The organism is Rhodococcus sp. 14C212 (assembly GCF_011058195.1).
Lineage (GTDB): Bacteria > Actinomycetota > Actinomycetes > Mycobacteriales > Mycobacteriaceae > Rhodococcus > Rhodococcus aetherivorans.
Genome location: NZ_JAALEH010000057.1, coordinates 17739 through 35771, shown reverse-complemented (window position 1 = coordinate 35771; position 18033 = coordinate 17739). Strand labels below are relative to the sequence as shown.

Below are 18033 nucleotides of genomic sequence, written 5' to 3'. Positions count from 1 at the left end.
CCACTCATGTCCACCCCCGCCCCCACCGCCCGCCAGGGTCAGCAGGTAGACGTCCGCGGCCCCCGGTTCGCGGCGTGGATTACCACCGCCGTCCTCGTCGTCGTCCTGGCCGTCGCGACGGTCTCGACCACGGTGGCCGGCGTACTGCTCGCCGTCCAGACCGCGGTGTTCGCGGCCGGTGCGGCCCTCGGCCCGCGCCGCAGTCCCTACGGCCTGCTCTTCGCGCGGCTCGTCGCGCCCCGGCTGAGCGCGCCCACCGAGAAGGAACCTGTCGCCCCGCTGCGGTTCGCGCAGCTCGTCGGATTCGTGTTCGCCGCCGCAGGGACCTTCGGATTCCTCCTCGGCGCCGACCTCGCCGGTCTCGTCGCCACCGGGTTCGCGCTGTTCGCCGCGCTGCTCAACGCCGCGTTCGGGGTGTGCCTCGGTTGCGCGATCTACCCGCTCGTGGCCAGGTTCCGGGCCGTCGCCGCCTGACCACCGCTCCCTCCGCACCGTTCCACTCGACCGAGAGTGTCAACACCGAAAGGAAACCCCATGGCTCGCTCCGACGTCCTGGTCTCAGCAGACTGGGCAGAGCAGAACCTGCACGCACCGAAGACCGTGTTCATCGAGGTCGACGAGGACACCGCAGCCTACGACGGCGGGCACATCGAGGGCGCGATCAAGCTCGACTGGCGCAAGGACCTGCAGGACGGCGTCCGTCGCGACTTCCTGGACCGGGAGCAGTTCTCCGCCCTGCTGTCCGCGAAGGGCGTCGCCGAGGACGACACCGTCGTGCTCTACGGCGGCAACAACAACTGGTTCGCCGCCTACGCGTACTGGTACTTCAAGTTCTACGGGCACCAGGACGTCAAGCTCATCGACGGTGGCCGCAAGAAGTGGGAGCTCGACGGACGCCCGCTGTCCAAGGACGAGGTCACCCGCCCGGCCACCGAGTACAAGGCGCAGGAGCCGGACCACTCGATCCGCGCCTTCCGCGACGAGGTGATCGACGCGATCGGCACCAGGAACATCATCGACGTCCGCTCCCCCGACGAGTTCTCCGGCAGGATCCTCGCCCCGGCCCACCTGCCGCAGGAGCAGGCCCAGCAGCGCGGCCACGTCCCGGGTGCGATCAACATCCCCTGGAGCACCACCGCCAACGAGGACGGCACCTTCAAGTCGGACGACGACCTCGAGGCCCTCTACAAGGCGAAGGGCTTCGACGACAGCCGCGAGACCATCGCCTACTGCCGGATCGGTGAGCGCTCGAGCCACACCTGGTTCGTGCTGCAGGAGATCCTCGGCAAGAAGAACGTCAAGAACTACGACGGCAGCTGGGTCGAATACGGCTCGCTCGTCGGAGCCCCGATCGAGCTGGAGGTTCGCTGATCATGTGTGGTGCACCCGTTCAGTCCCAGACCCTGCCCGCGGGCGTGGATGTCGAGAAGGAGACGGTCCTGACCGGCCGTGTCGTCGACGCCGACGGTCAACCGGTCGGCGGTGCCTTCGTGCGCCTGCTCGACGGCACCGGTGAGTTCACCGCCGAGGTCGTCGCCTCCGGCACCGGTGACTTCCGCTTCTTCGCCGCGCCCGGCGACTGGAAGGTCCGCGCGCTGTCCGGCCGCGGCAACGGTGACGTCGTCGTGAGCCCGGCCGCGCCCGGCGTCCACCACGTCGAGGTCACGGTCGCGAAGTAGCAGACCGTTCGGCGGGCCCGTTCCTCCCGGAACGGGCCCGCCGGCGTCCGTGGTCAGTTCTGCGGCTGCCGGTCCGTCCGTTCGGCTTCGGCGAGAGCGACGATCCAGTCGACGATCCGCTCACTGTCCCAGTACCAGGGATCGTGCGGGTTCGTGTTCCAGTAGCCGATGTGCTGGATGAAGCCCAGCAGGATGTACGGCTCGAGGAACAGGTCGACGATGCCGCTGTTGTCGTCGGCGAAGCCCGCCCCCTCGGCGCGCAGCTTCTCCACCACGATCGGCCGGCCCGGTCCCATGGCCCAGTCGAGGACCTCCCGCATCCGTTCGGGGCCCAGATCCGCGCTCGGGTCCACCGGGTACGTCGTGTCGACGACCTTGCGCAGCACGTCGAGGAGGGATTCGCCGGAATCCCACCAGTCGTCTCGGGTGACGATGTGGGCGGCCGCGCGCGCCGCCGTCACCGCCACTGCGCCGCCCAGGTCGCCGACGGTCTGCACGGGGTCCAGCAGCGTGAACCGCATCTGCCCGAGCACACCGAGGGCCAGTTCGAGCACCGCGATGTCCTCGGGTGCGTCGCACGCGACGTCGTAGCGCCGGCACGAGTACACGACCCGGTCGGCCAGTGCCCCGTAGTCGGCGGGTTCGGAGGACATGAACCCGCCACCGGGCGGACCGGGCTCGCCCATCGAGGCGACGCCCGCCGGCCGGTACGGGTCACCGACGAGGACGATCCCGGCGATGTCGTCCGGTGCGACGTGGGCGTCGGCGGGCCGGTGCCCGAGTTCGCGGCTCACCCGTTCGATCACCTCCGCGCCGACGCTGTAGCCGACGAGTGCGAACCGGGTGCCCTCCCCGCAGGCGCTCTTGCGTTCGTCGAGGATGCGGTTGGTCGACGCCACGCCCGCCGCCACCGAGTCCTGATAGGTCGGCACGTCCTCGAACAGGCCCAGGCCGTAGGTGGCCGGGTACGGCACGTACATCCAGCCGATCGAGCCCGGACGGTCCGCGGTGGCCTCGCCGGCCGGGACCGTCACGTTCCCCACCCAGTTCGACCACGGCTGCCGCGACTCCTCGACCACGGGATCGCGGTCGGCCTCGGAGTCGGTGGCGCCGGAGACCGCAACGATCAGCAGGTCGGGGCACTCCAGTGCGTAGTTGTCGGGATGGACGGCGGGCCCGGACGAACCGCTGCTCGACCCCGTCCCGGGGGCGGCGACCGCGACGGTCACCGTCAGGGACAGGCCGCGAGCGCCGCAACAGCCGGCAGCAGCAGACGGATGGGGCGCACACGACCTCCGAGTCGGACTTTCCGGACGAAAGGGCCCGCGCGGCCCACTGCACGGTACTATCCCGCGCGCCGCGCCGCGCGCCCGGAGGGGACGTCGGTTTTCGCGCTCTCGGGGCGCCGTCTAGGATATGGCCGTGGTCATCTTCTTCGAAGCTCTCCTTGTCCTGGCGGCCGTGCTCATCACGTGGTTCGCGGTGTACGTGCTCTACCGTCTGGTGACCGACCAGCCGTGAGTGCCGAGTCCGGTGAGGAACGGGAGGTCGTCCGCGGTAGCGGCGACAAGGCGGTCGCGAACGCCCGCGAACGGGCCAAGGCGACTGCCGACAAGAACGTCCCGATCCTGAGCGGCCTGCCCGTCCCCGACGACACCGCGAACCTGCGCCTCGGCCCGGACATGCATCCGGAGCTGCTGGCGCTGCTGCCCATGGTGGGCGTGTGGCGCGGCGAGGGCGAGGGCAACGATCCCCGCACCGGCGACTACCGCTTCGGCCAGCAGATCGTGGTCACCCACGACGGCGGCAACTACCTCGTGTGGGAGGCCCGTTCGTGGCGCCTCGACGAGGAGGGCGGCTACAGCGGCCCGGACCGGCGGGAGAGCGGATTCTGGCGGGTCTCCGGCACCGGCGCGCCCGGCAGCGAGGATCCGGAAACCCTCGAGCTGCTCCTCAATCACAGCTCCGGCGTCGTCGAGCTGTACTACGGCACCGCCCTGACCCAGTCGTCCTGGGAGCTGGCGACCGACGTGGTGATCCGCAGCCAGTCCGGCGAGGTGGTCGGCGGCGCCAAGCGCCTGTACGGCATCGTCGAGGGCGGCGACCTCGCCTACGTCGAGGAACGCGTCACCGCGGACGGGGAACTGCGGCCGCACATGTCCGCGCGGCTGGCACGCCACATCGGCTGACCGCCCGGCACTCCTTCGGGACCGCCCTCCAGGCACGCGCCCCGTCCCGCCGGTCCCGAGCCGAAGGACGTGGTTGCTCGGCCCGCGCACGGCTCCGCCCAGGGACGCGAACGGCCCCCGAGCGCTACGTCGGGACGGATCGTCTCGGCGATGTCCGGTCGGACGGACCCGGAAGGCTCGGGGGCCGGGTGACTGCGTGGTATTCGCCGGCCGCTGCGGCGGTCGACAATCCCGTCGTCGATGACAGCGGCTAGCGCGCAGCCACCTCACGTGTCCGATACTTCAATTCAGACCACCTCCTTTCTCGTGTACGCCCGAAAGTACGCCCCGCTCAGACCGCGGGCAACGAGTTTTTCCCCAGGCGAACGACGAGGTCGGCCGCGGTGCCTTCGGGCAGTTGGTGCGTGACGACCACGACGGTGCGCTCGGGCGCGACGAACCCGGCGTCCCGGTCCAGCAGCAGCCGCTGCAGCTGCGCGCCGTCAGCGGCGTCGAGATGCTCGGTCGGCTCGTCGAGCAGCAGCACCCGCGCAGGGGACACGAGCGCCCGCGCGAGCAGCAACCGGCGACGCTGGCCCCCGGAGACAGCCCGCGCACCGCCGGCCAGGGTGCTGTGCAGTCCGTCGGGAAGCCCGGCCACCCACTCCCCCAACCCGACGTCGCCGAGCACGTCCAGCGCCTCGGCCTCGGTGAGGTGGCCGCGGGCCACCCGCAGGTTCTCCAGCACGGACGTCTCGAACAGGTGGGCGTCCTCGGCGAAGAATCCGACCTCCTGCCGCAGGGCTGCCGGTTCGAGCTCGGCGAGCGGCACGCCGCCGAGGGTGACGGTCCCGGCGACGGGCTCGAGCAACCCTGCGAGGGTCATCAGTGTGCTGGTCTTGCCGCTGCCGCTGCTCCCGACGAGGGCGACGCGCGCACCGGGTGGCAGGTCGAGCGTGAGGGGCCCCGCGTCCCGTCCGCCGGGCCAGCCGCTGCGCAGATCGACGGCACGCAGGTGGCACGGTTCCGGGACGGGCCGGGTGCCGTGCGGCACCGGCCGGTCGGCGCGGTCGAGCAGGTCGACCACGCGCCGCGCCGCGATCCGGGCGCGGGTCAGGGTGACGGCGGCGCCGGGCAGCGCCGCGCCCGCCTCGAACGCGGACAGGGGCAGCAGCACGAGGATCCCGAGCGACATCGGGCTCATCCCGCCCTCGGCGAAGACCGTGATGCCGACGAGCAGCGACCCCAGGACGCTCGCCCCGACCGCGAGGGGGGTGGCGGCCTCCGCGTACGCGGCGGGTACGGCCGCGCGGTCGGTGGCCCGCACCGCGTCCGTACCCGCGCGGTGCGCCCGGCCGACGGCCTGCGGGAGCAAGCCCGCGACCCGCAGCTCGGCGGCGTGGTCGAGCGCGGTGACCGCGTCGCGGGAGAACCGGACGCGGGCGGCGGCGCTGTCGGCCTCGGCGCGGGCCGCGGCACGGGCGGACAGCCACGGGGCCGCGACGCCGGTGACGAGCAGCGCGACGGCGAGCACCGCCGCCGCGGCCGGGGAGATCAGGGCGAGCCAGCCGACGGCGGCGACGGTGAGGATCGCGGCGACGGCGATGGGCACCAGCGCCCGCACCACCACGTCCCCGAGGGCGTCGACGTCGGCGCCGGTGCGGGCGAGCAGGTCCCCGCGGCGCAGGCCGGCGGAGGCCACCGGGTCGCCGTCGGCGAGGCGCCGGTAGAGCCGGGTGCGAGCGGCGGTGGTGCCGCGCAGCGCGGTGTCGTGGCCGGCGAGCCGCTCGAGGTAGCGGAACAGGCCGCGGGAGATGCCCAGGGCCCGCACCGCGACGACGGCGACCGTCAGATCCAGCACCGGCGGCATCTGCCACGCACGGATGATCAGCCAGGCCGACAGGCCCGCCAGCGCGAGGGCGCTGCCCAGGGTGGCGACACCGGCGGCGACGGCGGCGGCGACCCGGCCGGGGCGCAGTTCGAGCAGCGCCATCGCGCGACGCAGATCGTTCATCACCGCTCCCCTCTGCCGGAGGTCGCGTCGCTGTGGGCGCAGACCCGGACGACGGTATCGGCGATCGCCAGGATGCTCGGGCGGTGCGCGACGATCACCACGGTGCGTCCGCGCCGGGCCAGTTCCCGCACCGTCGCCAGGACCGTGGTCTCGGTCGTGTCGTCGAGGTGGGCGGTCGGCTCGTCCAGCAGCAGCACGGGCCGGTCCGCGGCGAGGGTGCGGACGAGGGCGAGCCGTTGCCGCTGCCCGAGCGACAGACCGCTGCCGCCGGCGCCGACGACGGTGTCCCAGCCGTCCGGGAGCTCTTCGAGCACTTCGTCGAATCCTGTTGCCGCACAGATGTCGTCGAGCCCGGGGGTGGTAAGGTCCACGCCGGTGAGGCGCAGGTTGTCGGCCAGCGTGCCGGGGAGCAGCACGGGCCGCTGGGGCAGCCACGCCACCTGCCCCCACCACGCGTCGTCGGCCACCACGGCACGGCCACCGACCTCGACGCGGCCCTCCACCGGCGCGGCGAGGCCGAGGACGGCGAGCAGCGCCGTCGACTTGCCCGAGCCGTTCGCTCCGGTCAGCACGGTCACGGCGCCCGGCCGGCACACGGCGTCGAGCCGGAACGGGGCATAGCCGTCGCGGCTCGCGACACTGAGGCCGGTCAACGTCAGTTCGGCTGCGCTGGAATCGAATTCGGCGCACTCCGGTCCCGAGCTGGGCGCGGGGGCACGGTCGAGGATCGTGAAGGCGCGCTCGGCGGCGGCCTTACCGTCCTCGGCAGCGTGGAACTTCGCGCCCACCGTACGCAGCGGCAGATACGCCTCGGGAGCGAGGATCAGCGCGACGATGCCCGCCTCGAGGGCCATGTCGCCGTAGACGAGGCGCAGGCCGATGCTCACCGCGATCAGCGCCACGGAGAGGGTGGCGAGCCATTCGAGCACCGTGCCGGACAGGAAGGCCACGCGCAGCGCCGACATGGTGGTGCGGCGGTGGTCGTCGCCGAGTTCGCGCACCTTCTGTGCCGGCCCCTGCTCGCGGCCGAGCGCGCGCAGCGTGGGCAGACCGGCGATCAGGTCGAGCAGCTGGGCCGACAGCGTCGTCATGGTTCGGAGCGTGCGGTCGGCCTTGCCCTTGGTCAGCAGCCCGATGAGGATCATGAACGCCGGGATGAGCGGCAGCGTCACGACGACGATGATCGCCGAGGTGAGGTCCTGGAAGGCGATGACCACCACCGTGATCGGGGTGAGCGTGACGGCGAGCAGGAGGGCCGGCACGTATCCGGTGAGGTACTCGGAGAGGCCGCCGAGCCCGCGGGTGAGCACGGTGGCGATCTCGTCGCGGCGTGGTTCGAGTTCGCGCGGCGGCCACCGGGTCGCCGCCGCGAGCACCTCGTGCTCGAGTTCGGCGACGACCCGGCTCGCCGAGCGGTGCGCGAACCGGGACTGCACCCACGTGACGAGGGTCCGGACGGTGACGGCCGCGGCCAGGGTCAGCAGTTCGGTCCGCCATGCGCCGAGGTCGGTGGAGCCGGTGGTGAGGACCCCGGCGAGGACCGCACCGATCGCGAGTGCGGACACGACGATCATCGCGACGTTGACCGAGGCCGTGACGACGGCGAGCGCCAGATAGCCGCGTGCGGTGGCGGAGTAACGCCACAACCGTGGGTCGATCGGCCCGCGACGCCGCGGCGCGTCCGACGGTCCGGGGGCGGAGCCGAACGGACGCACCGGGGCGTCGGCGGGCGCGGTCATTTCGTCCCGAGCGACAGGCCGATGGACTTCGGGATGTGCTTGGTGGAGATGCGCTGGCGGAACACCCAGTACGTCCACCCCTGGTAGATCAGGACCACCGGGGTGACGATCACCGCGGCCCACGTCATGACCTTCAGCGTGTACGGGCTCGACGACGCGTTCTCGATCGTCAGCGACAGGGTGTCGCCGAGCGTGGACGGCATGACGTTCGGGAACAGCGAGCCGAACAGCAGGACGACGGTGCCGACGATGGCGACGGTGGTGAACACGAACGCCCAGCCCTCGCGCTCCGCGCGGGTGAGGACGACGACGGCGAGCAGCGCGGCCGCCGCGGCGCCGACGACGAGCCACGTCCAGGTCTTGCCGTGGGCGAGTTGTGTCCACAACACGAAGGCACCGGCCACGACGACCGCCGGAACGGCGAGCCGGGCGGCGAGTTTCACGGCGTCCTCGCGCACCTCGTCGGCGGACTTCAGGGCGATGAAGACCGCACCGTGCAGCGCGAACACCAGCGCGGTGGTGGCGCCGCCGAGCAGCGCGTACGGATTCAGCAGGTCGAAGAAGCCGCCGATGTACTGCTTGTTCTCGTCGATGGCGACGCCGCGGACGATGTTCGCGAACGCCACGCCCCACAGCACGGCCGGCACCCAGGACCCGAAGACGATGCCCCAGTCGCAGCGCCTTCGCCAGGTGGGGTCGTCGATCTTGCCGCGGTACTCGATCGCCACGACCCGGACGATGAGGCCGAGCAGGATCAGCAGCAGCGGGAGGTAGAACCCGGAGAACAGGGTCGCGTACCACTCGGGGAACGCGGCGAACATCGCGCCGCCCGCGGTGAGCAGCCACACCTCGTTGCCGTCCCATACCGGTCCGATGGTGTTGAGCAACACCCGGCGGCGGGTGTCGGCCGTCTCGGTGCGGCCCCGACCGAGCACCGGCATCAGCATGCCGACACCGAAGTCGAAACCCTCGAGCACGAAGTACCCGGTGAACAGCACCGCGATCAGGACGAACCAGACCTCTTGAAGTCCCATGACCGATCTCCTAGTACGCGAAGGACAGCTGCTTGGGCCGGCCGGTGTCGTCGGGTTCGTCGTCGTGCTCACCCGGCGGGTGGGCGTCGTGCGGCAACGGGCCCTCGATGGTGTAGCGGCGGATCAGCCAGAACCACACGACGCCGAGCGCGCCGTAGACGACGGTGAAGGCCGCCAGCGAGGCGATCACGGCGCCGGACGAGTTGTTCGACACGCCCTGGTCGACGGTGAGCCGGATCATGTCCACGCCCGTCGGGTTGGGGTGCACGACCCACGGCTGGCGTCCCATCTCCGTGAAGATCCAGCCGGCGCTGTTGGCCAGGAACGGCGTGGGGATGGCGAGGATGCTCAACCAGCCGAACCACTTCTGGTCGGGGACGCGGCCGCGGCGGGTGACCCACAGTCCGGCCAGGGCCAGCGCGGCCGAACCGGCGGCCAGGCCGATCATGGCGCGGAACGACCAGTAGGTGACGAACAGGTTGGGCCGGTAGTTGCCGGGGCCGAACTGCTCCTCGTACTGGTCCTGCAGGTCTTCGACGCCCTGCAGGGTGACGCCGGTGAACTCGCCCTGTGCGAGGTACGGCAGCACGAACGGGACCTCGAGGACGTGGATGACGCCGTCGCAGTTGTTGTGGGTACCGATCGTCAGGACCGAGAACTTAGGGTCGGTCTCGGTGTGGCACAACGACTCCGCCGACGCCATTTTCATCGGCTGCTGTTCGAACATGAGCTTCGCCTGGATGTCGCCACTGACGAAGAGCGCGACACCGGAGACGATCATGACGAGCATGCCGAGGCGGGCGGCGGGGCGGAACATCCCGCGGGCCTCACCCTCGAGCCGGTCGGCCTCGACCGGCGCGGACTGCGCGGCGCGCCGCATGTTGCGCACCATCCACCAGCCGGCGATGCCCGCGACGAAGGTGCCGGCGGTGAGGAACGCCCCGGCGACGGTGTGGGGGAACGCCGCGAGCGCGGTGTTGTTGGTCAGCAGTTCCCAGATGCTCGTCAGCTCCGCACGCCCGGTCTCGGGGTTGTACGTCGCGCCGACGGGGTGCTGCATGAACGAGTTGGCCGAGATGATGAAGTACGCGGAGGCGTTGACGCCGATCGCGACCAGCCAGATCGTCGCGAGGTGGACCAGTTTCGGCAGCCGGCCCCATCCGAAGATCCACAGGCCGAGGAATGTCGACTCGAGGAAGAACGCCACCAAGCCCTCGAGCGCCAGCGGGGCGCCGAAGACGTCCCCGACGAAGCGGGAGTATTCGCTCCAGTTCATGCCGAACTGGAACTCCTGGACGATGCCGGTGGCCACGCCGAGGGCGAAGTTGATGAGGAAGAGCTTGCCGAAGAACTTCGTCAGGCGGTACCAGTGGTCCTTCTTCGTGACCACCCACATGGTCTGCATGATCGCGATGAGCGGGGCGAGACCGATGGTCAGCGGGACGAGGATGAAGTGATAGACGGTGGTGATGCCGAACTGCCACCGGGACAGGTCCAACACATCCATGGCTACTCCGAGGTGACGCCCAGGGACAGGCTCCGAATCCGGGGCGCGGGCTCGGGCCTCGGACTCTGTGCACAAGGGACCATCCGCCGCACGCGCCGGAGACCTTGTTACTACTAACAGTAGTAGAAGTGGACAGAAGCGTCGACGGTGTCGACCGACACATGCATACGCCCGCGCGGCCGGCGCCTCCCCGGCCGGTCCGCGGCGGCGCTCACTCGACCGCGGCGTCCACCAGCGCCTCGACCTCGCCGACCAGGGCGCGGCGGGACAGCGCGTGCCCGTCGAGGGTGTGCACCCGCGCCGCCAGAGCGACGCTCGAGACGAGCCAAACACCTTCCGCCACAACAAGATCGGCAGGACGGATCGGTTCGTACCGCACCACGAAATTGTGGTCGCCCGCGACGTCGAACAGCGCCTGCTGCGTGGTGCCGGGCAGGATCCCCTGCTCCGGCGGCGGAGTGATCAGCGTGCGGCCGCGCGCGATGAGGACCGACGAACGTGGCCCCTCCAACACGTAACCCTCGCTGCTGATGTAGATCACATCGTCGGCGCCGAGCGACTCGGCGTGCCGCAGCGCCGCCATGTTCGTGGCGTAGGACAGGGTCTTGGCCCCGAGCAGCTGCCACGGCGCCTTCGACGCGAGATCCACCGAGTAGCCGCGCTCGAGCGTCACCACGGACACCCCGTCCTTGCGGGCCTTGCACACCCGTTCGGCCACCGGCGTCAGCAACAGGAACGCGGTCGGTTCACTGCCGCCCTCCCGGCCGCGGGTGTACACCAGGCGCAACGCCCCTTCCTGCTCCGCGTTCCACTGCTCGAGCGCGACCTCGATCGCCAGCCGCCAGTCGTCGCGCTCGGGGGCCGGCAGTCCCGCCGCCGCGGCGGACGACACGAGCCGGCTCAGGTGCTGTTCGACGGTGCGTGCCCGCCCGCCGCGCACGAGGAGCGTCTCGAACACCCCGTCGCCGCGCAGCACCCCGATGTCGTCCGCATGCAGCAGCGGCACGTCCGCGTCCCGAACCTCGCCGTCCAGCGTCACCAGCACCCGCTCAGCCATGCGCACACCCTATCCATTCCTCCCGGTACAGACCCGCGCTCCTAGACTGGTGTCGTGGCCGACACTCCCTCCGTGACCGACAGCCCACTTCTTGCCCGTCCCGGCGCCGTCCCTGCGCCGGCCGGCACCCCCGATGCGGGCCTGCCGTGGCACTACGGCGATCCGTTCGGTGAACAGCGCGCCGCCCTCACCGGCATGGCCGTGGTCGACCGATCGACCCGGTTCGTCGTCGCCGTTCCCGGCGAGGAGCGCCTGAGCTGGCTGCACACCATCTCGAGCCAGCACATCGCGCAGCTGCGCGACGGCACCTCGGCGGAGAACCTCAGCCTCGATGCGCAGGGCCGCGTCGAGCACCACTTCGTGCAGACCGATCTCGACGGCGTCACCTGGATCGACACCGAGCCGCGGCGCGGACCGGACCTGCTCGCGTTCCTCACCAAGATGGTGTTCTGGTCCAAGGCCGAGCCGCGGGACGGCAACGAACTGGCCGTGCTGAGCCTGCTCGGTCCGCACGCCGGCGAGGCCCCCGTCCTGGCCGCGCTGGGCATCGACGCCCTGCCCGCCGACGTCTACGCCGCGGCCGCGCTGCCCGGGGGCGGACTCGTCCGGCGCATGCCGTGGCCCACCGACGACGCCTGGGACCTTCTCGTGCCCCGCGAACGGCTCGCCGACGTGTTCACCGCCCTCGTCGACGCCGGTGCCCGCCCGGCGGGCACCTGGGCGTTCGAGGCGCTGCGGGTCGTCTCGCTGCGCCCGCGCATCGGCCTCGACACCGACGAGCGCACCATCCCGCACGAGGCCCGCTGGATCGGCGGCCCGGCCGAGCACGGCGCCGTCCATCTCGACAAGGGCTGCTACCGGGGGCAGGAGACCGTCGCGCGGGTGCACAACCTCGGCAAGCCACCCCGGCACCTCGTCCTGCTGCACCTCGACGGTTCCGCCGACGGCCGGCCCGAACCCGGCGACCCGGTGACCGCCGACGGTCGCGCCGTCGGCCGGGTGGGCACCGTCGTCGACCACTTCGAACTCGGTCCCGTCGCGCTGGCCCTCGTCAAGCGGAACGTTCCCGTCGGTACGGCGCTCGTCGCCGGACCCTGCGCCGCGGCGATCGATCCGGACTCGGTGCCCGACGACGCCGCCGTGCAGGCCGGCCGGCTCGCCGTGGAACGGCTCCGCGGGCGGTGAGCCACCCGCACGTCCCGACCGGCCGGGTCGAGGCGGTCTGCGTGGTGCACGCCGTCCGCGACAGCGGCACCCGCCGCGTTCCGTACACGGCCGTCGACAAGCGTCCCGTGCCCGGGCCCGTGCGGGTCCGGCAGCTCGGCCTGCACGGAGACCGGCAGTGCGACACCGCCCACCACGGCGGCCGCCACAAGGCCGTCTACGCGTACGCCGAGGACGAGGCGCGGCGCTGGGCCGACGAGCTCGGCCGCGAACTGCCCGCGGGTTGGTTCGGCGAGAACCTGCGCGTGAGCGGGATCGCCGCGTCGGATGCCGTGATCGGCGAGCGCTGGCGGATCGGCTCGGCCGGCCTGCTCCTCGAGGTCACCGGACCGCGCACCCCGTGCGGCACGTTCGGGGTGTGGGCGCAGGAACCGGGCTGGGTGAAGCGGTTCGCGGCCCGCGGCGACACCGGCGCGTACCTGAAGGTGATCGTCGAAGGCCCGGTGGAGGCGGGCAACGGGATCGCCGTCGTGCACGTGCCCGAGCACGGGGTGACCGTGCGGGAGCTGTTCACCGGCCGGGACCCGGCACGGATCGCGGTGATGCTCGAACGGCAGGCCGACCTGTCCCCTAGTGTCGCCGACAAGGCTCGCAGACGAGTCGCCGGACGAGAGGTGCAGGTGGAGTATTGAGCGTCGAACTCGTGGAAGTGGTGCGGTCGGGATTCCGCGAATGCGTGCACCGCGGCTCGCTCGTCGTGGTCGGGCCGGACGGTGAGGTGCGGATCGCCCTCGGAGAGATCCACACGCCCGTCTACCCGCGTTCGTCCAACAAGCCTCTGCAGGCGGTGGCACTGCTGCGCCACGGATTCGTGCCCCGGTCGACGGAGGAACTGGCCATCGCGACGGCCTCCCACGAGGGCGAGGAGGACCACGTCGGGCTCGTGCAGGCGCTGCTCGCCGGGCACGGGTTCACCGAGGACGACCTGCAGTGCCCGCCGGACCTGCCGGGCAACGAACCGGCCCGCGCGACGCTCGTCGCAGCCGGCCGCCCGCGGCGGGCGGTGTACATGAACTGCTCCGGCAAGCACGCGGCGATGCTCGCGACGTGCGCCGCGAACGGCTGGCCCGTCCGCGCCGAGCAGGACGAGCCGGGCTACCTCGACTCCGCCCATCCGCTGCAGCAGGCCGTGGTCGAGACGATCCTCGAGCTCGCCCGCGACGTGGAGGACACCGATCTCGGAATCGACGGGTGCGGCCTGCCGATCGTGCCGCTCCCCCTGTTCAACCTCGCCCGCGCCTATTCGCGGCTGGCGACGGCCGCGCCCGGGACGCCGGAACGGGCCGTCGCCGACGCGATCCGGAGTCATCCGCGCCTCGTCTCGGGCAGTGGCAAGGACGACGCCCGGCTGATGCCCGCGGTGCCGGGACTGCTGTGCAAGGCCGGTGCGGACGGCGTGCACGCGGGCGCCCTGCCGGACGGCACCGCATTCGCCCTCAAGATCGACGACGGCCACGAGCGGGCCCGGCTCCCCCTCACGGCCGCCCTGCTGCACCACCTCGGCGTGACGTGGTCCGAGGACCACGCGGACCTCGCCTCGCAGCCGGTGCTCGGCGGCGGCATTCGGGTCGGCACGGTGCGGGCGATCCCCGGGGTGCTCTGAGCACCGCCGGGGTACCGCATTTGCCCAGGTCGCCTGTGGGTGAGACCAATCGGACACTGCCGCAACCAGGTGTGTGGAGGCGGAACCGACTTTTGCACGCTAGAGTGGTGGCCAGGAAAATACTCAATTAACCGGGGCCGCCAAATTCCCCAGGCCGCCCCGTCAAAGCGCGAGGGGGTTAGCCATGGGCCGCGGCCGGGCTAAGGCAAAGCAGACCAAGGTTGCACGGGAGCTCAAGTACAGCTCACCGGCCACCGACTTCGAGAGCCTCCAGCGGGAACTGTCTGGCGGTACACCCAACTCGCACCGGGACGAGGTCTTCGCGGACCAGCGTTCCGGCCCGGACGGTCGTTCCGCCTGGGACGACGACTACGACGACGACTGGCGTCGCTGACCCGAGCCTCACGCACGGGAGGGGGGAGTCGGACCACCGACTCCCCCCTCCCGCTGGGCACCCTCCCCGCCGTCCGGATCCCGCACAGCACTGCGGACCCGGTCGGGCGGTGAGGCGACCCCGAAAGCTCCTTCCTCACCACGACGCCTTCATCACCACGACGCGCAGCGCCCGGGCCGTCCTGAACGGCCCGGGCGCTGCGTGTTTCGGGTGTGACGAGGTTCGGGGGTGAGGCGTCTCCGGATGCCGGACCCGGGCCGGCGCCGGGTCAGAACCGCGGGTGGTCGCCTACCAGCACGGCCCGCACGTCGTCCTGGTCCTGCGACTTGCGCACGGTACCCAGGGTCCAGCAGTCGATGTGCCGCGCGGTGAGCACCGCGAGGGCCCGGTCGACGTCCTCGGGCGCGACGATCGCGACCATGCCGACGCCCATGTTGAAGGTCTTCTCCATCTCGGTCCGCTCGACGCGGCCGCGCTGGGCGATGAGCCCGAACACCGGGGCCGGGCTCCACGTGGTGCGGTCGAGTTCGGCGACGAGTCCCTTCGGCATCACGCGCGCGAGATTCCCCGCGAGTCCTCCGCCGGTGACGTGGCAGAACGTACGGACCTCGGTTTCGGCGGCCAGCGCGAGGCAGTCCTTCGCATAGATCCGGGTCGGCTCGAGCAGTTCCTCGCCGAGAGTGCGGCTGAACTCGTCGACGTGTGCCGTCAGGCTCATCTTGCCGATGTCGAGAAGGACCTTGCGCGCCAGCGAGTATCCGTTGGAGTGCAGGCCCGACGAGCCCATGGCGATGACCACGTCGCCCGGGCGCACCCGGTCGGGTCCGAGCAGCCTGTCGGCCTCGACGACGCCGACACCGGTGGCGGACAGGTCGTAGTCCCCGTCGGCCATCACGCCGGGGTGCTCGGCGGTCTCGCCGCCGAGCAGCGCGCAGCCGGCCTGGACGCAGCCGGCCGCGATGCCGCCGACGATCTCGGCCACCCGCTCGGGCACCACGCGACCGACCGCGATGTAGTCCTGCAGGAAGAGCGGCTCGGCGCCACAGACCACGAGGTCGTCGACGACCATCGCGACGAGGTCGAGACCGACCGTGTCGTGCTTGTCGAGTGCCTGCGCGACGGCGAGTTTGGTGCCGACGCCGTCGGTGGACGCCGCGAGCAGCGGTTCCTTGTAGTCGCCCTTGAGCGCGAACAGACCCGCGAATCCGCCGAGGCCGCCGAGCACCTCCGGGCGGGTCGCCTTCTTCGCGTGCGGTGCGAACAGTTCGACGGCTCGATCGCCGGCCTCGATGTCCACGCCCGCCGCTGCGTAGGAAGCTCCGGGGGTTGTGTCCTCGGTCATGGGTTGTCGGCTCCAGCCTCGAGTTGTGGTGAACAGGTGTGTCGGCATCGCTGCCGGGCGCGTGTACGCACGCCGAAGCCCGCCGATCGCGCACCTCAAGGTACCTGACCGGGTCGGACCGCCGACGCGCGACGACGCGAAACCGTGGCCGCCGGCATCGCGGCGGCGGGCGAGTCTAGGGGCGGCTCAATGCGTCCGCGTTGTCGTTGTCGAGCACCGGCGTGGTGCCCGCGGCGCCGCCGAGGATGCCTTCGAGCACGTTCTTCCCGACGGCGTGCTCCTTCGGCAGCGCGATCGGGTAGTGCCCGTCGAAGCACGCGGCGCACAGGCGCGATGCGGGCTGCTCGGTGGCGCCGATCATCCCGTCGATCGAGATGTATCCGAGGGAGTCCGCACCGATCGAACGGCGCACCATCTCCACCATCTCGTCGAAGTCGTGCCCGGTCCGCTCGGAGGCGTCGCGGGTGCCGCCGCCGTTGGCGATCAGCTCGGCCGGAGACGCGAAGTCGATGCCGTAGAAGCACGGCCACTTCACCGGCGGCGACGCGATCCGCACGTGGATCTCGAGCGCACCGGCCTCGCGGAGCATGCGGATCAGGGCGCGCTGAGTGTTGCCGCGCACGATCGAGTCGTCGACGACGACGAGCCGCTTGCCGCGGATCACCTCGCGCAGCGGATTGAGCTTGAGCCGGATGCCGAGCTGCCGGATGGTCTGGCTCGGCTGGATGAAGGTGCGGCCCACGTAGGCGTTCTTCATCAGGCCCTGGCCGTAGGGGATGCCGGAGCCCTGGGCGTAGCCGACGGCGGCCGGGGTGCCCGACTCGGGAACCGGGATGACCAGGTCCGCGTCGACGGGGTGTTCCTTGGCCAGGCGCCGGCCGATCTCGACGCGGGTCGCGTGCACCGAGCGGCCCGCGATCGTCGAGTCCGGACGAGCGAGGTAGACGTACTCGAACACGCACCCCTTGGGCTCGGGGTTCGCGAACCGGGACGAGCGGACGCCGTCGGCGTCGATGGCGAGCAGTTCGCCGGGCTCGATGTCGCGCACGAAGGACGCACCGACGATGTCGAGCGCGGCGGTCTCGCTGGCCACCACCCAGCCGCGGTCCAGGCGGCCCAGGCACAGCGGCCGGATTCCCCACGGGTCGCGGGCGGCGTAGAGCGTGTGCTCGTCCATGAAGGTGAGGCAGAAGGCACCGCGCAGGGTCGGCAGCAGCTCGAGGGCCGCCTGCTCGACGGTGCTGTCGGCGGCGGCGTGCGCGAGCAGCGCGCCGACGATGTCCGAGTCGGTGGTCGCCGTGACCGCCCGCCGGTCCTCGCCGAGGCCCAGCTCGCGGGCGCGCTGAGCGAGTTCGGCGGTGTTGACCAGGTTGCCGTTGTGGCCGAGCGCGACGCCGGTGCCGGCCGCGGTGGTGCGGAAGATCGGCTGGGCGTTCTCCCAGGTGGTCGACCCGGTGGTCGAGTAGCGGCAGTGCCCGATCGCGATGTGACCGGACATGGCGGCGAGCGTCTGCTCGTCGAAGACCTGGCTCACCAGCCCGAGATCCTTGAAGACGAGGACCTGCGAGCCGTCGGCGACGGCGATGCCGGCCGCCTCCTGGCCGCGGTGCTGCAGCGCATAGAGGCCGTAGTACGTGAGCTTGGACACATCCTCACCCGGAGCCCACACTCCGAAGACTCCGCACTCCTCGCGAGGTTCGTTCTCAGGTTCCTCGGCTACGAGGAGATTACGTGTGTGGACCGACAGATCGGCACTGGTCACCGGGGTGCTCCCTGGGGGCTGGACAGAAGAGAGGCAACACCATTCTACGGGTCGCGCGACGGTGCCCCGCCCCGACGGGCCGCCGGGGCACCATCCGGCGTCCCGTAGCCCCCACTCACCACCGCAGCAGCGGCATCCAGTGCGCGATCTCCCCTGCCCGGCTGCCGGACGCGTCCAGCGATCCCTCGGCGGCCGCGTCGGCGAATCCGACGAGACCGGTGGCCAGCCGCAGCCACGTCCGCGGGTCGGTCTCGACGACGTTGGGCGGGGTGCCCCGGGTGTGGCGGGGTCCTTCGATGCACTGCACGGCCACGAACGGCGGCACCCGGACCTCGACGCTGGATCCGGGCGCCACCTGTTCGAGGGCGCGGGCACTCAGGCGCACGGCCGCCGCGAGGTCGGTCCGGGCAGGCGCGTCGTCGGTCTCCGCCCGCAACCACGGACCGACCCGGAGCAGGGCGGCGCGGAGTTCGGCGGGGTCGACGGGTCTGCGCGGTGCCACGGCGAGCC

General features: G+C 71.5%; 17 protein-coding genes. 8 read left to right on the top strand and 9 right to left on the bottom strand.

What is annotated here, in order from left to right; all coding sequences use genetic code 11:
- Positions 1-6: 6 nt before the first annotated feature.
- From G6038_RS21085 to G6038_RS21075, 3 genes are read left to right on the top strand one after another with little or no spacing between them, the layout of a single operon-like run.
- Entirely contained in the window at positions 7-474 is a 468-nt protein-coding gene (locus tag G6038_RS21085) for a DUF4395 domain-containing protein (RefSeq protein WP_165039727.1), read from the top strand.
- A gap of 60 nt (positions 475-534) precedes the next feature.
- Positions 535-1371: a sulfurtransferase gene (locus tag G6038_RS21080; protein ID WP_165039723.1), complete on the top strand. Its 837-nt coding sequence runs from the start codon at positions 535-537 to the stop codon at positions 1369-1371.
- A 2-nt stretch (positions 1372-1373) separates the two neighbouring features.
- A complete protein-coding gene (locus G6038_RS21075) occupies positions 1374-1679 on the top strand; it encodes a DUF1416 domain-containing protein (RefSeq protein WP_165039722.1) in 306 nt (101 codons plus the stop codon).
- Between the two features lie 53 nt (positions 1680-1732).
- On the opposite strand, the gene G6038_RS21070 is transcribed toward G6038_RS21075, so the two are convergent.
- On the bottom strand, positions 1733-2908 hold the full coding sequence (locus G6038_RS21070; RefSeq protein ID WP_346772875.1) for a cutinase family protein: 1176 nt from the start codon (positions 2906-2908) through the stop codon (positions 1733-1735).
- 288 nt (positions 2909-3196) lie between these two features.
- Between G6038_RS21070 and G6038_RS21065 the strand changes: the two genes are divergently transcribed.
- A complete protein-coding gene (locus G6038_RS21065) occupies positions 3197-3868 on the top strand; it encodes an FABP family protein (protein ID WP_165039721.1) in 672 nt (223 codons plus the stop codon).
- A gap of 331 nt (positions 3869-4199) precedes the next feature.
- Here G6038_RS21065 and cydC read toward each other — a convergent pair whose 3' ends face one another.
- From cydC to G6038_RS21040, 5 genes are all read right to left on the bottom strand, one after another.
- A complete protein-coding gene (gene cydC, locus G6038_RS21060) occupies positions 4200-5861 on the bottom strand; it encodes a thiol reductant ABC exporter subunit CydC (protein WP_165039720.1) in 1662 nt (553 codons plus the stop codon).
- A complete protein-coding gene (gene cydD, locus G6038_RS21055; protein WP_165039719.1) occupies positions 5861-7600 on the bottom strand; it encodes a thiol reductant ABC exporter subunit CydD in 1740 nt (579 codons plus the stop codon). The genes cydC and cydD overlap by 1 nt, the downstream gene beginning before the upstream one ends.
- Positions 7597-8634 carry a cytochrome d ubiquinol oxidase subunit II gene (gene cydB, locus G6038_RS21050; RefSeq protein WP_165039718.1) on the bottom strand — a complete coding sequence of 346 codons (1038 nt, stop codon included), beginning with the start codon at positions 8632-8634 and terminating at the stop codon, positions 7597-7599. Before cydB ends, cydD begins: the two co-directional genes overlap by 4 nt.
- Before the next feature lie 10 nt (positions 8635-8644).
- Positions 8645-10141 carry a cytochrome ubiquinol oxidase subunit I gene (locus G6038_RS21045; protein WP_165039717.1) on the bottom strand — a complete coding sequence of 499 codons (1497 nt, stop codon included), beginning with the start codon at positions 10139-10141 and terminating at the stop codon, positions 8645-8647.
- 211 nt (positions 10142-10352) lie between these two features.
- A complete protein-coding gene (locus G6038_RS21040; protein ID WP_165039716.1) occupies positions 10353-11198 on the bottom strand; it encodes an aminodeoxychorismate lyase in 846 nt (281 codons plus the stop codon).
- Between the two features lie 54 nt (positions 11199-11252).
- Here G6038_RS21040 and G6038_RS21035 point away from each other — a divergent pair, with 54 nt between their 5' ends.
- The 4 genes from G6038_RS21035 to G6038_RS21020 all read left to right on the top strand — a co-directional run bounded on the left by G6038_RS21035 (position 11253) and on the right by G6038_RS21020 (position 14419).
- A complete protein-coding gene (locus G6038_RS21035; RefSeq protein ID WP_165039715.1) occupies positions 11253-12383 on the top strand; it encodes a folate-binding protein YgfZ in 1131 nt (376 codons plus the stop codon).
- Positions 12380-13054, top strand: a complete 675-nt coding sequence (locus tag G6038_RS21030) for an MOSC domain-containing protein (RefSeq protein ID WP_165039714.1) — start codon at positions 12380-12382, stop codon at positions 13052-13054. Before G6038_RS21035 ends, G6038_RS21030 begins: the two co-directional genes overlap by 4 nt.
- Positions 13051-14025: an asparaginase gene (locus G6038_RS21025; RefSeq protein WP_165039713.1), complete on the top strand. Its 975-nt coding sequence runs from the start codon at positions 13051-13053 to the stop codon at positions 14023-14025. Before G6038_RS21030 ends, G6038_RS21025 begins: the two co-directional genes overlap by 4 nt.
- A 184-nt stretch (positions 14026-14209) precedes the next feature.
- Positions 14210-14419 carry a DUF3073 domain-containing protein gene (locus tag G6038_RS21020; RefSeq protein ID WP_006930206.1) on the top strand — a complete coding sequence of 70 codons (210 nt, stop codon included), beginning with the start codon at positions 14210-14212 and terminating at the stop codon, positions 14417-14419.
- Positions 14420-14687: 268 nt separating this feature from the next.
- Here the strand turns inward: G6038_RS21020 and purM are convergent, their stop codons facing one another.
- The 3 genes from purM to G6038_RS21005 all read right to left on the bottom strand — a co-directional run bounded on the left by purM (position 14688) and on the right by G6038_RS21005 (position 18025).
- The gene (purM, locus tag G6038_RS21015; protein ID WP_165039712.1) at positions 14688-15761 is read right to left on the bottom strand and encodes a phosphoribosylformylglycinamidine cyclo-ligase; all 1074 of its coding nucleotides are present in this window, start codon (positions 15759-15761) and stop codon (positions 14688-14690) included.
- A 175-nt stretch (positions 15762-15936) separates the two neighbouring features.
- The gene (purF, locus tag G6038_RS21010) at positions 15937-17523 is read right to left on the bottom strand and encodes an amidophosphoribosyltransferase (RefSeq protein ID WP_165039711.1); all 1587 of its coding nucleotides are present in this window, start codon (positions 17521-17523) and stop codon (positions 15937-15939) included.
- A 115-nt stretch (positions 17524-17638) separates the two neighbouring features.
- Positions 17639-18025, bottom strand: a complete 387-nt coding sequence (locus G6038_RS21005) for a sterol carrier family protein (RefSeq protein ID WP_165039710.1) — start codon at positions 18023-18025, stop codon at positions 17639-17641.
- Between the last annotated feature and the right edge of the window lie 8 nt (positions 18026-18033).